The 14,465-nt window shown below is 59.3% G+C and carries 13 protein-coding genes; 9 read left to right on the plus strand and 4 right to left on the minus strand.

Features of this window, described 5'->3' with window-relative positions:
* Window positions 1-41: 41 nt before the first annotated feature.
* From dgcA to ACXX83_RS22645, 3 genes are all read right to left on the minus strand, one after another.
* On the minus strand, window positions 42-2,102 hold the full coding sequence (gene dgcA / locus ACXX83_RS22635) for a dimethylglycine demethylation protein DgcA (protein ID WP_007975506.1): 2,061 nt from the start codon (window positions 2,100-2,102) through the stop codon (window positions 42-44).
* A 15-nt stretch (window positions 2,103-2,117) separates the two neighbouring features.
* Window positions 2,118-2,648, minus strand: coding sequence for a DUF5943 domain-containing protein (locus ACXX83_RS22640; RefSeq protein ID WP_007975505.1), 531 nt, complete (start codon window positions 2,646-2,648; stop codon window positions 2,118-2,120).
* 78 nt (window positions 2,649-2,726) lie between these two features.
* The gene (locus ACXX83_RS22645) at window positions 2,727-3,704 is read right to left on the minus strand and encodes a dipeptidase (protein ID WP_015097138.1); all 978 of its coding nucleotides are present in this window, start codon (window positions 3,702-3,704) and stop codon (window positions 2,727-2,729) included.
* Between the two features lie 224 nt (window positions 3,705-3,928).
* Here ACXX83_RS22645 and ACXX83_RS22650 point away from each other — a divergent pair, with 224 nt between their 5' ends.
* From ACXX83_RS22650 to ACXX83_RS22660, 3 genes are all read left to right on the plus strand, one after another.
* Window positions 3,929-4,330, plus strand: a complete 402-nt coding sequence (locus ACXX83_RS22650; RefSeq protein ID WP_458549661.1) for a lysozyme inhibitor LprI family protein — start codon at window positions 3,929-3,931, stop codon at window positions 4,328-4,330.
* A gap of 60 nt (window positions 4,331-4,390) precedes the next feature.
* The gene (locus ACXX83_RS22655) at window positions 4,391-4,807 is read left to right on the plus strand and encodes a DUF3010 family protein (RefSeq protein ID WP_458549662.1); all 417 of its coding nucleotides are present in this window, start codon (window positions 4,391-4,393) and stop codon (window positions 4,805-4,807) included.
* 162 nt (window positions 4,808-4,969) lie between these two features.
* A complete protein-coding gene (locus ACXX83_RS22660) occupies window positions 4,970-7,630 on the plus strand; it encodes an RHS repeat domain-containing protein (RefSeq protein WP_458549663.1) in 2,661 nt (886 codons plus the stop codon).
* Here ACXX83_RS22660 and ACXX83_RS22665 read toward each other — a convergent pair.
* Window positions 7,627-8,622, minus strand: coding sequence for a GlxA family transcriptional regulator (locus ACXX83_RS22665; RefSeq protein WP_458549664.1), 996 nt, complete (start codon window positions 8,620-8,622; stop codon window positions 7,627-7,629). The genes ACXX83_RS22660 and ACXX83_RS22665 overlap by 4 nt on opposite strands.
* 225 nt (window positions 8,623-8,847) lie before the next feature.
* Here ACXX83_RS22665 and ACXX83_RS22670 point away from each other — a divergent pair, with 225 nt between their 5' ends.
* From ACXX83_RS22670 to ACXX83_RS22695, 6 genes are all read left to right on the plus strand, one after another.
* Window positions 8,848-9,792, plus strand: coding sequence for a choline ABC transporter substrate-binding protein (locus tag ACXX83_RS22670; RefSeq protein WP_458549665.1), 945 nt, complete (start codon window positions 8,848-8,850; stop codon window positions 9,790-9,792).
* Window positions 9,793-9,887: 95 nt separating this feature from the next.
* Entirely contained in the window at window positions 9,888-10,775 is an 888-nt protein-coding gene (gene cdhC, locus ACXX83_RS22675; protein ID WP_007975497.1) for a 3-dehydrocarnitine:acetyl-CoA trimethylamine transferase CdhC, read from the plus strand.
* 142 nt (window positions 10,776-10,917) lie between these two features.
* The gene (locus tag ACXX83_RS22680) at window positions 10,918-11,883 is read left to right on the plus strand and encodes an L-carnitine dehydrogenase (protein ID WP_458549666.1); all 966 of its coding nucleotides are present in this window, start codon (window positions 10,918-10,920) and stop codon (window positions 11,881-11,883) included.
* Between the two features lie 164 nt (window positions 11,884-12,047).
* On the plus strand, window positions 12,048-12,524 hold the full coding sequence (locus ACXX83_RS22685; RefSeq protein WP_007975495.1) for a thioesterase family protein: 477 nt from the start codon (window positions 12,048-12,050) through the stop codon (window positions 12,522-12,524).
* 13 nt (window positions 12,525-12,537) lie between these two features.
* Window positions 12,538-13,701, plus strand: coding sequence for a gamma-butyrobetaine dioxygenase (locus ACXX83_RS22690; protein ID WP_458549667.1), 1,164 nt, complete (start codon window positions 12,538-12,540; stop codon window positions 13,699-13,701).
* A gap of 394 nt (window positions 13,702-14,095) precedes the next feature.
* A complete protein-coding gene (locus ACXX83_RS22695; RefSeq protein WP_007995656.1) occupies window positions 14,096-14,362 on the plus strand; it encodes a hypothetical protein in 267 nt (88 codons plus the stop codon).
* The last annotated feature ends 103 nt before the right edge of the window (window positions 14,363-14,465 follow it).

Consider the following 14,465-nt stretch of genomic DNA (forward strand, 5'->3'; position numbering starts at 1 on the left):
ATTCGCGGGCAAGCCCGCTCCCACAGGGTCAAGTGCAGCCTTTAGAAATCCTTGCACAACCGCAGCGCGTCATAGATCGCCGCGTGCACGTTACGCTGGGCCACGCAGTCGCCGATGCGGAACAGCAGGTAGCCGTCGCCGCTCTGTTCCAGGCAAGGTTGCGGCTTGATCGCGAACAAGGCTTCGACATCGATCTGGCCTTTGTTGCGCGAGCCTTCCTTCAGCGCGTAGTAGATTTCTTCGTCCGGACGCACGCCGTTTTCCACGACCACCTGGTCGACCACCCGCTCCTCTTTGGCGCCGGTGTATTCGTTTTCCAGTACCGCTACGAGCTTGTCGCCTTCGCGGTAGACCTTCTCCAGCATCATGTCGCCGGTCATGATCACTTCTTTCGGGTACATGCTGCGGTAGTAAGTCGGGAACGATGTACCCCCGATGGCGACGCCCGGCTTGATGTCGTCGGTAACGATCTCGACCTGGCTGCCCTTGTCGGCGATGAAGTCAGCGGTCGACATGCCGGTGAATTCGCAAATGGTGTCGTAGACCAGCACGTTCTTGCCCGGTGCAACCTTGCCGTCGAGGATGTCCCAGCTGCTGACCACCAGGCCTTCAGCTGCGCCCCAGTGCTCGTTCTGCTCGATGAACGGATGACCGCCGACGGCCAGCACCACCACGTCCGGACGCAGGTCCATGATGGTTGGCGCGTCAGCCGCGGTACCCAGGCGCAGGTCGACTTTCAACCGCGCCAGTTCCAGTTGATACCAGCGGGTGATACCGGCGATCTGGTCCCGTTGCGGGGCTTTCGATGCGGTGGTGATCTGCCCGCCGATGAATTCCTTTTTCTCGAACAGGGTCACGTCGTGGCCACGCTCGGCGGCCACGCGGGCGGCCTCCATCCCGGCAGGACCGGCGCCGACCACCACCACCTTGCGTTTCACGCCAGTGGTTTTTTCGATGATGTGCGGCAGGCCCATGTATTCACGAGAGGTAGCAGCGTTCTGAATGCACAGTACATCCAGGCCCTGATACTGACGGTCGATGCAGTAGTTGGCACCGACGCATTGTTTGATCTGGTCGATCTGGCCCATCTTGATCTTGGCGATCAGGTGCGGGTCGGCGATGTGCGCGCGGGTCATGCCGACCATGTCGACGTAACCGCCTTCCAGGATACGCGTGGCCTGGTTCGGGTCCTTGATGTTCTGCGCGTGCAGCACCGGAACCTTGACCACTTCCTTGATGCCGGCAGCCAGATGCAGGAACGGCTCCGGCGGATAACTCATGTTCGGAATCACGTTGGCCAGGGTGTTGTGGGTGTCGCAACCCGAGCCCACGACACCGATGAAGTCGAGCATGCCGGTGTCGTCGTAATACTTGGCGATCTGCTTCATGTCTTCGTGGGACAGGCCATCCGGGTGGAACTCGTCACCACAGATGCGCATGCCCACGCAGAAATCGTCACCGACCTCGGCGCGTACGGCTTTCAAGACTTCCAGACCGAACTTCATCCGGCCTTCGAAGGTGCCGCCCCATTCGTCGGTACGCTTGTTGACCCGTGGGCTCCAGAACTGGTCGATCATGTGCTGATGCACCGCCGACAGTTCGACACCGTCCAGGCCACCGGCCTTGGCGCGGCGGGCCGCTTGAGCGTAGTTACCGATCACCCGCCAGATTTCTTCCGGCTCGATGGTTTTGCAAGTGGCACGGTGCACCGGCTCGCGCACACCCGACGGAGACATCAGCGTCGGCCAGTTGAAGCCGTCCCAACGCGAGCGACGGCCCATGTGGGTAATCTGAATCATGATCTTGGCGCCGTGCTTATGCATGGCATCGGCCAGATTCTGGAAGTGCGGAATGATGCGGTCGGTGGACAGGTTCACCGAACTCCACCACTCCTGCGGGCTGTCGATGGCCACCACGGACGAACCGCCGCAAATCGCCAGGCCGATCCCGCCCTTGGCTTTCTCTTCGTAGTACTTGACGTACCGATCGGTGGTCATGCCGCCGTCGGTGGCATAAACCTCGGCGTGCGCGGTGCTGAGCACGCGGTTACGGATGGTCAGTTTGCCGATCTGGATCGGCTGGAACATTGCTTCGAAAGCCATGGCGGGTTCCTCGACTTACAACGGCTTGACGATGAACAAGCCGTCTTCGTGGCCCTCTTCGGAGCCACCGTAGACTTGCTCGGCCACGGTGCGGATCTTGCTGCCGCGAGCGGCGAGGATCTGGTCCATCGCGCCGGCAAACCAGCCAGTGAACATGTAGTCGACCTTGCGCCCGACCTTGCCGTACACATAGACGAACGCCGAGTGCTCGAGCTTGACGCTGGCGGTGCCTTTGTCGAGGTCGATGTCCTGGATCTTGAACAGGCCCCAGCCGCGCTGCGACAGGCGCTTCATGTAGTGCTCGAACACCGCGACACCTTCCAGGCCATGGCATTCGGCTTCTTTTTCACACCAGTGCCAGGCGGACTTGTAGCCGGCCTTGTAGAGGATTTCGGCATAGGCTTCAGCGCCCAGCACTTCCTCGATGCCCATGTGGTTGTTGACGAAGAAATGCCGTGGCACGTACAGCATCGGCAGGGCGTCGGACGTCCAGACACCGGTCTCGCTGTCGACTTCGATTGGCAATTGCGGGGCGATCTTGGCCATGGAAACTTAACTCCAGAAAAATTTTTGTGTTGCCCCCGGCGCGGGCGGCCGGGGGAAAGGATTCAGAGGTGCAGTGGCTTACTCGCCCCAAACGTCCTTGAGGACGTTCACCCAGTTTTCGCCCATGATCTTGCGTACCACTCGCTCGGAGTGGCCGCGCTTGAGCAGGGTCTCGGTCAGGTTCGGGAACTCGCCCACGGTGCGGATGCCCAGCGGGTTGATGATCTTGCCGAAGCTGGTCAGGCGGCGGGCGTAGCCCTTGTCGTGGGTCAGGTATTCGAAGAAGTCCTGGCCATGGCCCTGGGTGAAGTCGGTACCGATGCCGATGGCGTCTTCGCCGACTATGTTCATCACGTACTCGATGGCTTCGGCGTAGTCGTCGATGGTCGAGTCGATACCCTTGGCGAGGAATGGCGCGAACATGGTGACGCCGACAAAGCCGCCGTGGTCGGCAATGAACTTGAGTTCTTCATCGGACTTGTTGCGTGGGTGCTCCTTGAGCCCCGACGGCAGGCAGTGGGAGTAGCAGACCGGCTTTTTCGACTCGAGGATGACTTCTTCGGACGTCTTGGAGCCGACGTGGGACAGGTCGCACATCACTCCAACGCGGTTCATCTCGGCGACGATTTCGCGACCGAAGCCCGACAGGCCGCCATCACGCTCGTAGCAACCGGTGCCCACCAGGTTCTGGGTGTTGTAGCACATCTGCACGATACCGACGCCGAGCTGCTTGAACACCTCGACATAGCCGATCTGGTCTTCATAGGCATGGGCGTTCTGGAAGCCGAAGAGGATGCCGGTCTTGCCCTGCTCCTTGGCCTTGCGGATGTCGGCGGTGGTACGCACCGGCATCACCAGGTCGCTGTTCTCGCGGATCAGCTTCTGGCTCGCGGCAATGTTGTTGACGGTAGCCTGAAAGCCCTCCCACACCGACACGGTGCAGTTGGCTGCGGTCAAACCGCCCTTGCGCATGTCTTCGAACAGTTCACGGTTCCACTTGGCAATAATCAGCCCGTCGATAACGATGCTGTCGGCGTGCAATTCGGCTGGGCTCATCAGGCTGTCCCCTTATTAGCGATTCATGCGCCGAATCGTCTGCCGGCGCTTTGGGGCCAGCATATGCCTCGGTGCCTCGGCGACCGGGTGCAAAAACGACAGGGGGTTTGCCGAAAGCGTCAATCCGCGACAAAGGGTCGTCTCCTGGCCTATTCAGCGACCTGTTCAAGGCCCTCGGCTTGGGCCAGAATTCGCTGCATCACTGGAATAGAGCGGCGACCTGAATGAAATCCATCCTTCTGGCTTTGGCATTGATTGCGACCGGCGTACACGCAGCGCAGGAGTCCGACGACAACCCGTGCGATAAAGTCGAAAACGACGTCCAGACCCTCGAGTGCTCGGCCTTCAGCAAAACCAGCGCCGAAGACCTGCTCAAGGAAAACCTCCAAGGCCTGAGCGACCGCATGCAGTCGCAATACGGCAAAAACCCGTCGCAACTGGCCGACATCACCGCCAAGCTCAAGGCCGCCCAACAGCAATGGCTGAAGACCCGGGATGCCGACTGCGCCGTCGAAGCCTTCCCGGCCACCAGTGGCAGCAAGGCGTTCACCATTGCCCAGAACGACTGCATTGCGCGGATGAGTGATGAACGGTCGGAGTTTTTGGAGTCGATTGGGCAGGAATGATCCATTCGCCAGCCAACTTGAGCTGTAAGCTGCACGCTTCAGCCAGTAAAGGGATTCAACATGAAAGTCTGCGGCATCGAAATCAAAGGCAGCGAAGCGATCATCGCCGTGGCCACGCTGGACGGTCAGGCCCTGAGCCATGTCGCCCTCGCCACCAAGAAAATTGCCCTGGATGATGACGATGACGCCGCCAATGTCAAAGTGTTCGCAGCCCAGGTCGCTTCGTTTGTCCGGGAGAACTCCATCGACCGCATCGCGATCAAAAAGCGCAGCAAGAAAGGCGAATTCGCCGGTGGGCCGACCACGTTCAAGATCGAAGGGGTTTTCCAGTTATTGGAGAATTGCGAGGTGACGCTGCTGTCTCCGCAGACCATCAATGCCCAGGCTAAAAAGCACAATTTCGAACTGCCGGGGACGCTGAACAAGTATCAGCATGAGGCGTACAAGGTGGCGTGTTCGGTGCTGATGAAGAAGTAAATCAGCTCGGCACCTGTTATTTCTGACAGTAGTCAATCCGGCAAAAGCGGCGCATACATTGGGCATCTTCCATCAGCGCTCAACGATCATATGGCCGCCAACCTACACCGCTCCACCCCAACCTTGATGGCACAGGACCCACGCCACCATGAGATTCGCAGCGTGGCCTACTATCGCGCACATCCGGAGGAAACGCCGAAACCGCGCATTACCCGTCAGGCCTACAGCACGAACGGACACCTGAGCGACGGCTGGGACCCACACCTATGGGCAACGCAAGGCAAGCCTAATCTGACCATGGTGTACGGCCTCTCCGGCGAACCATTACTGAACAGCAGTGTTGATGGCGGCTGGAAAGCAAGACTGCCGGGCGCCAGCGGCGAGCTTCGATTCGAGTGGGATGGTCGGAACAATCAACGTCAGATCGAGTACGACAACCTGTTACGCCCGATCGCCATCTCAGAGCAAGCTGTCAACGCCGCCTCTGCCACGACTGAGCGGATGGTCTATGCCGACAGCGGCGCCGAGTACAGCCCACATAATCAGTGCGGACGCCTTATTCGCCACGACGACACGGCTGGCTGTCTGCATCTCGAGGAATACAGCCTCGCGGGCGCTCGGTTAAGCGAATCCCGACAGTTCATGAACGAGCTGTCCGCAGTCAATTGGCCAGAGCGCTTGACTGACCGCGACAGCAAACTCGAAGCCGAAGGTGAAACCACCCAATGGCGTTTCAATGCCCTGGACAACCTGGTGACCCAGACCGATGCTCGGGACAACCAAAGGCTATTGGGCTATGACATCGCAGGCCAGCTCATACAGGTAGCCCTCAAACGCAGGCATCTGCCGGACAAAACGCTACTCAGTAACAGGCGCTACAACGTCAGTGGTCAGATCGAGCACGAAACTGCCGGCAATGGTGTTACGACAACTCGCCGTTATGACCTTCAAAACGATCGCCTGTTGCAACTCACCTCAAGCCGTTCAGGCCATGCTCTCCAGGACCTTGCCTACACCTACGATCCTGTCGGCAATATCACTCGGATCCGGGACTCGGTCGCAGCGATACGCTACTTCAGGAACCAGCGTACTGACCCCGCCAACGACTATCGGTATGACACGCTTTCTCAACTGATAGAGGCAAGCGGTCGAGAATCCGTTGCCGCGAGCCAGGGTCCCTTAACGCGCCCGTCGCAATCGACAGTGACAAGTAGTTACAAACAGACATTCTCATATGATCCCGCAGGAAACCTGCAAACCCTCATCCATGAGGGCCTTCGAGGTTACACCCGTGAGATGGTGAGCGAGCCTTCAAGTAACCGAAGCTTGCCTAAACCGCAGACAGGCGAGCCGGACTTCATCAAGAGCTTCGACAGCAACGGCAACTTGTTGATCCTGTCCCCTGGCGCACAAATCATGCACTGGGACAGTCGCAATCAACTCAGCGAGGTCATTCAGGTCACCAGACACGATGAACCGAATGATGATGAACTCTATCGATATGACGGCCACGGCCAGCGACTACGCAAGGTACTCCATCGCAAGACAAAATCTGCAACCTTAACCACAGAAGTGCGTTATCTGCCCGGGTTGGAGATCCATTACAACGGTCGCGAAGAAGTCCGGTATGTCGTGAATGTTGACGCTGGAGATTGCAACGCGCGGGTTTTGCATTGGTACGAAGACCCGCCCGAAGGCATCGCCAACGACCAGATTCGTTACAGCCTGGGCGATCACCTTGGATCCTGCACGCTGGAACTGGACGAGGATGCCGCGCTGATCAGCCAGGAGGGTTATTACGCCTTTGGCGGCACCGCCTGGTGGCTCGCCCGAAGTGAAACCGAGGCCAGCTACAAGACACTCCGATACTCCGGAAAGGAACGGGATGCCACCGGGCTTTATTACTACGGGCTTCGTTACTACGCACCCTGGCTACAGCGCTGGATCAACCCGGATCCGGCGGGTGACATCGATGGTTTGAACCGCTACCGGATGGTTCAGAACAATCCACTGCGCTTCAAGGACAGCCAGGGGCTTGCACCGGTTGAGCCCATGAATGAAATGGAACAGGAAATGATCGCCGCCGGGCAGGAAATACTTTATCGGCGGGCAGATGATTTACCGAAAGAACAGAGGCGTGAATTCGAGAGCGATTTCTCGGCCATGATCGACTTCACGAATAATGCGATTTTGTCCCTCAACGAACCAAAACTATCCAAAGAGACGCGAACAAAACTGAGAAATATCTACGGTCAAAGAAAGAGCAAACAATATCTGAGAATTGCTGCGAAGGCGGCCAAAGAAAAACTTGAAAGCATCCTTTCTGGCGCATTAGAGGATTATGTTAGCGGTGATCGCTTTGTCTTCACCAAGAACAATCCACACGAGCCTAGTGAGCGGGCATTTTCAGATCCGACAGAAGCCAAGGCGAGTAAATCTATCTACTTCAACGTCAAGGCACGTGAACAATCGGCAATCTACAGGACAGGGACAATCTTTCATGAACTTAGCCATGTCCATGGCGAAACCCTTGACTACTGGAATTTGTTTTCAGCCTCCTCTCGTGACGATACAGAAGCAGTTAGCGATGCAACCATGAAGGAAGACCTTGAGGAGTCCTTACGGATTGCCGAAAACACTCCCGATCTGTCAGAAATCGGAGACAGACAAAAAAGCTCCATACAAGAACATGTACGCCTAGCACAAGAAACGTACCCAACTTCGGAGCTCCAGGCATGGAATGCCCAAATAGCAATCACCACTCACAACGCTGACAGCCTTACCGCTCTAGCCCTCCAGTTCAAGTCCCGGCAGTTGCACTAAATAACTGGCTCCTCTGTGGGAGGAGGTTGCGGCACACCGGCACCTTGCCGAGCGCCAACACTATGCCGATCCTCCCGCGGGCACCGCTCATATTTCGCCCGATAACTGCGGGTGAAATACGACGGCGATTCAAACCCGCAGGCAATGCTCACCTCCAATACGCTCATGTCGGTCTGGCGCAGCAACTGCCGCGCTTTTTCCAAGCGTAACCGCAGATAGAAATTGCTTGGCGTGTCGTTCAAATGCAACCGAAACAGTCGCTCCAACTGCCGCCGCGTCACCTTGATCGATTCCGCCAGTTCCAGCGTACTCAGCGGCGGTTCGCTGTGCTGTTCCATCTCGCCGATCACATGCACCAGCTTCTTGTTGCTGATGCCGTAGCGCGTGGCGACTTCCATGCGTTGGTGGTCTTTGCGCGGGCGGATGCGGCCGAGTACGAACTGTTCGCTGACCTGGATCGCCAGTTCCGGGCCGTGGGCCTGGGCGATCAGATCCAGCATTAAATCGATGGAGGCAGTACCACCGGCGGAGGTGATGCGCCGGCGGTCGATCTCGAACAGTTCCTGGGTGACACTGAGCTGCGGATAGGACTCCTTGAAGGCGTCGATGGCTTCCCAGTGCAGGGTCAGGCGATGGCCTTCGAGCAAACTGGCCTCGGCGAGGATGAAACTGCCGGTATCGATGGCGCCGAGGGTCACGCCTTCGTTGTCCAGTCGGCGCAACCAATGCTCAAGCGCCGGGGTGGCGAATTTCAGAGGTTCGAAGCCGGCGACCACCAATAATGTCGCGCCTTTCTTCAGCGGCTCCAGCGCCGCATCGGCGTTGACCGACATACCGTTGCTGGCCAGCACTGCCCCGCCATCGGCGCTCAGCACATGCCAGCGATAAAGCTCGCCGCGAAAGCGATTGGCGACCCGCAACGGCTCGATGGCCGAGATAAATCCGATGGCCGAGAAACCCGGCATCAACAAGAAATAGAAATCCTGGGACATGGAGCGCACTCGCTTAGCAGGTAACAAGAGGCCAGGTAACGAGAGGGCGGGCAGCGTAGGGATGTTGATACGCCAGTTGCTGGCGGCTTTCAAGAGCGCAGGTCGCTGCAGTGCAAGAGCTGGTCGCCGCAGTGCGCTTTCATCGGTGCTTTGCTGCGTAACTTGGCATCACCGGCGCATCAGACACCGGAACTCACAATAAACGAACTGCCGAGGAACCTGAGAATGAAACGACTGATCAGCAGCTGTGTTCTTGCACTCAGTGGTACCGCGTTACTGAGCGCCAGTGTCATGGCCGCCGAACCCGCCGCATGCCAGAACGTGCGCATGGGTGTAGTGAACTGGACCGATGTGATCGCCACCAGTGCCATGACCCAGGTATTGCTCGATGGCCTCGGCTACAGCACCAAACAAACCAGCGCCTCCCAGCAAATCATCTTCGCCGGGATCCGCGACCAGCGTCTGGACCTGTTCCTCGGTTACTGGAACCCGCTGATGACCCAGACCATCACCCCGTTCGTCGATGCCAAACAGGTCAAGGTGCTTGAAGCGCCAAGCCTGCAAGACGCCCGTGCGACCCTCGCCGTGCCGACCTACCTCGCCGAAAAGGGCCTGAAAACCTTCGCTGATATCGCCAAATTCGAAAAAGAACTGGGCGGCAAGATCTACGGCATCGAGCCTGGCTCGGGCGCCAACACCCAGATCAAGGCGATGATCTCCAAGAACCAGTTCGGCCTCGGCAAGTTCCAGCTGGTCGAGTCCAGCGAAGCCGGCATGCTCGCGGCGGTGGATCGCGCCGTGCGTCGCAACGAAGCCGTGGTGTTCTTCGGCTGGGCGCCGCACCCGATGAACGTCAACGTAAAAATGACCTACCTCACCGGCAGCGAAGACGCCCTCGGCCCGAACGAAGGCAAGGCCACCGTGTGGACCGTCACCGCACCGACCTACGCCCAGCAATGCCCGAACATCGGTCGCCTGCTGAGCAACCTGACGTTCACCGCCGAAGACGAGAGCCGGATGATGCAGCCACTGCTGGATCACAAGGACCCTCTCGAGTCGGCCAAACAATGGCTCAAGGATCACCCGCAGGACAAAAAACGCTGGCTTGAAGGCGTCACCACCTTCGATGGCAAACCAGCCGCTGAAAACCTGCAACTGACCAGTAAATAAACCCGAACCCACCACCGTCTCGCAGCCCCAAGGGGCTGTGAACGGGATCACCACGCCTGGCCAAAACCAAAAACCCGCCTGTAAGGAACCGCCAAATGAACCACGACGTCATCATCACCTGCGCACTCACCGGTGCTGGCGACACGACCAGCAAGAGCCCACACGTGCCGGTCACCCCAAAACAGATCGCGGCTGCCGCCGTGGAAGCCGCCAAGGCCGGTGCCACCGTGGTTCACTGCCATGTGCGCGACCCGCAAACCGGCAAGTTCAGCCGTGATGTGGCGCTGTATCGCGAGGTGATGGAGCGTATCCGCGAGGCGGACGTGGACATCATCGTCAACCTCACTGCCGGCATGGGCGGCGACCTGGAAATCGGTGCCGGCGAAAATCCGATGGAGTTCGGCCCGAACACCGATCTGGTCGGCCCGCTGACTCGTCTGGCCCATGTCGAAGAACTGCTGCCGGAAATCTGCACCCTCGATTGCGGCACCCTGAACTTCGGCGACGGCGACACCATTTACGTTTCTACCCCGGCCCAGCTGCGCGCTGGCGCCAAACGCATTCAAGAGCTGGGCGTGAAGGCCGAGCTGGAAATCTTCGACACCGGTCACCTGTGGTTCGCCAAGCAGATGATCAAGGAAGGCCTGCTCGACAACCCGTTGTTCCAGCTGTGCCTGGGCATCCCGTGGGGTGCGCCGGCGGACACCACCACCATGAAAGCCATGGTCGACAACCTGCCCGCCGACGCGGTCTGGGCCGGCTTCGGTATCGGTCGCATGCAGATGCCGATGGCGGCGCAAGCAGTGTTGCTCGGCGGCAACGTGCGGGTAGGGCTGGAAGACAACCTGTGGCTGGACAAGGGCGTGCTGGCGACCAACGGCCAACTGGTCGAACGCGCCACGGAAATCCTCAGCCGCCTTGGTGCCCGCGTGCTCACCCCCGCTGAAGGCCGCAAGAAAATGGGCCTGACCCAGCGCGGTTAATTCAAAACAACTTTCCCCCTGTGGGAGCGAGCCTGCTCGCGAAGGCGGCATGACTGACGCAAGAGATCTGTCGGATGTACCGGCCTCTTCGCGAGCAGGCTCGCTCCCACAGTTTTTTTCGAGCCAAATTCAGGAAGTCACCATGACCTTCATCACCGAAATCAAAACCTTCGCCGCCCTGGGCAGCGGTGTCATCGGCAGCGGCTGGGTGTCCCGCGCCCTCGCCCATGGCCTGGACGTAGTGGCCTGGGACCCGGCTCCCGGTGCCGAAGCCGCACTGCGCAAACGCGTCGCCAATGCCTGGGGCGCACTGGAGAAACAAGGCCTGGCGCCGGGTGCATCGCAGGACCGCCTGCGCTTTGTCGCAACCATCGAAGAATGCGTTCGCGACGCTGACTTCATCCAGGAAAGTGCCCCGGAACGCCTTGAACTGAAACTGGACCTGCACAGCAAAATCAGCGCGGCAGCCAAGCCCAATGCGTTGATCGGCTCCAGCACCTCCGGTCTGTTGCCGAGCGAGTTCTACGAGAGTGCCACACACCCGGAGCGTTGCGTGGTCGGTCACCCGTTCAACCCGGTTTACCTGCTGCCGCTGGTCGAAGTGGTCGGCGGTAAAAACACCGCGCCCGAAGCCGTGCAAGCGGCGATGAAAGTCTATGAATCCCTGGGGATGCGCCCGTTGCACGTGCGCAAGGAAGTGCCGGGCTTCATCGCCGACCGCCTGCTCGAAGCGCTGTGGCGTGAGGCGCTGCACCTGGTCAACGACGGCGTGGCGACTACCGGTGAAATCGACGATGCGATCCGCTTTGGCGCGGGCCTGCGCTGGTCGTTCATGGGCACCTTCCTGACCTACACCCTGGCCGGTGGTGATGCCGGCATGCGTCACTTCATGGCGCAGTTCGGCCCGGCGTTGCAGTTGCCGTGGACTTACCTGCCGGCGCCGGAACTGACCGACAAACTGATCGACGACTTGGTCGATGGCACCAGCGATCAACTGGGTAAACACAGCATTTCAGCGCTGGAGCGCTATCGTGATGACTGCCTGCTGGCAGTGCTCGAGGCGGTCAAGACCACCAAAGAGAAGCATGGGATGGCCTTCAGCGAGTAAGCCCAGGCTGTGGGGCCAGCAGCATTGGCCCCATCGCGAGCAAGCTCGCTCCCACAGGGGATCTGCTGAGTGACATAGATTGTATTCACACTGCACATCACTGTGGGAGCGAGCTTGCTCGCGATAGCGGCAGTCCAGTCACCACACAAATTGGATCAGAAACCATGCCCACCCTCACCACCTACCAAACCACCATCATCCCCGACTGGGTCGACTACAACGGCCACCTGCGCGACGCCTTCTACCTGCTGATTTTCAGCTACGCCACCGATGCCCTGATGGATCGCCTGGGCCTGGACAGCGACAGCCGGGAAGCCAGCGGCAACTCGCTGTTCACTCTCGAACTGCACCTCAATTATCTGCACGAAGTGAAACTCGACGCCCAAGTCGAAGTGCACACCCAAATCATTGCCCACGACAGCAAACGCCTGCACCTCTATCACAGCCTGCATCGGGTCGGTGATGCCCAGGAGCTTGCAGGCAACGAACAGATGCTGCTGCACGTGGATCTCGCCGGACCTCGTTCGGCCCCGTTCAGCGAACAGTCCTTGAATCGGCTGCAAGCCATCGTCGCCGAACAGGCGGACCTGCCAACGCCCGGGTACATTGGCCGAGTGATCGCATTACCCCCAAAAAAATAACAAGGAGATCGCCATGAACACCGCCGCTGCATTTGCCGACTTTCGTACCTATCCGTTGATCAGCGCACTGACTGGCGTGCAGACACTGGCGGACCGGGTTCTGGTGAAGTGGGCCGACGATCGCGTCAGCCCTTTCCACCATCAATGGCTGCGGGATAACTGCCCGTGCCCGCAGTGCGTCTACACCGTGACCCGCGAGCAAGTGCTGGAAATCGTCGATGTGGCTCAAGACCTGATGCCCGATAACGCCCGTATCGACACCGAAGGTTGCCTGTCGGTGGATTGGCAGGATGGCCACGCCAGTCGCTTCGATCCCGGCTGGCTGCGCGCCCACGCCTATGACGATGAATCCCGCGCCGAACGCCTGGCACGCAAACCCAAAGCCAGGCTCTGGCACAGCGATTTGCAGTTGCCGGTGTTCGAATATGAAGCACTTATGAACGACCCGCAGGCGTTGCTGCAATGGCTGCTGGCGGTTCGCGATGTCGGCCTGACCCAGGTTCGTGGCGTGCCCACCGAGCCCGGCTCTCTGAAGTTGATCGCGCAACGGATTTCCTTCATCCGCGAGAGCAATTTCGGCGTGCTGTTCAACGTGCAATCCAAAGCCGACGCCGACAGCAACGCCTACACCGCTTTCAACCTGCCGCTGCACAGTGATTTGCCGACCCGAGAGCTGCAACCGGGGCTGCAATTCCTGCATTGCCTGGTCAATGACGCCGAGGGTGGCGAAAGCATTTTTGTCGACGGGTTTGCCATCGCCGAAACGCTGCGCCGAGAAGACCCGGAGTCATTCAAAAGCCTTTGCGAAATCCCCGTAGAGTTTCGCAACAAGGACCGCCACAGCGACTACCGCTGCCTCGCGCCGATCATTGCCCTGGACACGTTGGGGCAGGTATCGGAAATCCGCATGGCGAACTTTCTGCGCGGGCCGTTCGACACCTCGGTGGAGCAGATGCCCAGGCTCTATCACGCCTACCGGCGCTTTATCGCGATGACGCGCGAACCCCGGTTCCGCTTGATGCAGCGGCTCAATCCCGGTGAGCTGTGGTGCTTCGACAACCGTCGCACCCTGCACGCCCGCAACGCCTTCGACCCCGCCACCGGGGCGCGGCACTTCCAGGGTTGCTATGTCGACCGGGATGAGTTGTTGTCGCGGATTCTCGTATTACAACGCTAGACCGCGTCATCGTTCATCGCGGGCAAGCCACGCTCCCACAGGATCGAAGTCACCACAGGTTTGGTGAGCGACGCCCAAACCTGTGGGAGCGTGGCTTGCCCGCGATGGCGTAAGTACCGGCACCTCATATGTCCCTGATTCACTGACAAAAAAAGCCCCGATCAAGCCGTGACAGGATCGAGGCAGAGGGTACTGTTGAGGAGCTGCCGTGCGAGGGTGACCAAACCTTCGTGAAGCGAGCTGAGCCCAGTGTGCCCACTCCTCCAAACGGCAAGTTAGTCGAAAACGACCTGTTCATAGCCATTGCGGCCATTGCGACAATTCGCCCTTGCCGCTACTGCGTGGCCCTACCAGAATCGAGCCACGACACCGTTCCCTGAAGAAGGATTGCGTCATGATGCACGCCGATTTGATAGACCAGGAAGACCTGTTGGGCCAGCTCAAGTCGTTGGGATTCGAGGTGCCCACCGGCGCCACCGCCGAGCAGGCCTGTGAGTGTGCGGTACGGGGTTTGAACGATGTACGGGCGATGACACTGCGCACCATGGTCAAGCAGATGTACACCAGCAGCGCGACCATCCTGCCGGCGGTGCGCCAAGCGATCGACAAGCAGTTGTTGCCGGCATTGGCGGAGTATCAGCAGAGCCACACAGGCCGATAAAAATCCTTCGCGGGCAAGCCCGCTCCCACAGGCTTTGAGTCAGAGCATTAATTTTGTGCTCGACACAAAGCCCTGTGGGAGCGGGCTTGCCCGCGATTGAAGG

Source organism: Pseudomonas sp. GNP012 (assembly GCF_054343835.1).

Bases quoted from the DNA above. Each gene is read 5' to 3' on its own strand.
- cdhC (WP_007975497.1), top strand. From the start codon at position 9,888: ATGAACCACGACGTCATCATCACCTGCGCACTCACCGGTGCTGGCGAC.
- ACXX83_RS22690 (WP_458549667.1), top strand. From the start codon at position 12,538: ATGAACACCGCCGCTGCATTTGCCGACTTTCGTACCTATCCGTTGATC.
- dgcA (WP_007975506.1), bottom strand. From the start codon at position 2,102: ATGGCTTTCGAAGCAATGTTCCAGCCGATCCAGATCGGCAAACTGACC.
- ACXX83_RS22655 (WP_458549662.1), top strand. From the start codon at position 4,391: ATGAAAGTCTGCGGCATCGAAATCAAAGGCAGCGAAGCGATCATCGCC.
- ACXX83_RS22650 (WP_458549661.1), top strand. From the start codon at position 3,929: ATGAAATCCATCCTTCTGGCTTTGGCATTGATTGCGACCGGCGTACAC.
- ACXX83_RS22665 (WP_458549664.1), bottom strand. From the start codon at position 8,622: ATGTCCCAGGATTTCTATTTCTTGTTGATGCCGGGTTTCTCGGCCATC.
- ACXX83_RS22670 (WP_458549665.1), top strand. From the start codon at position 8,848: ATGAAACGACTGATCAGCAGCTGTGTTCTTGCACTCAGTGGTACCGCG.
- ACXX83_RS22645 (WP_015097138.1), bottom strand. From the start codon at position 3,704: ATGAGCCCAGCCGAATTGCACGCCGACAGCATCGTTATCGACGGGCTG.
- ACXX83_RS22685 (WP_007975495.1), top strand. From the start codon at position 12,048: ATGCCCACCCTCACCACCTACCAAACCACCATCATCCCCGACTGGGTC.
- ACXX83_RS22695 (WP_007995656.1), top strand. From the start codon at position 14,096: ATGATGCACGCCGATTTGATAGACCAGGAAGACCTGTTGGGCCAGCTC.
- ACXX83_RS22640 (WP_007975505.1), bottom strand. From the start codon at position 2,648: ATGGCCAAGATCGCCCCGCAATTGCCAATCGAAGTCGACAGCGAGACC.
- ACXX83_RS22680 (WP_458549666.1), top strand. From the start codon at position 10,918: ATGACCTTCATCACCGAAATCAAAACCTTCGCCGCCCTGGGCAGCGGT.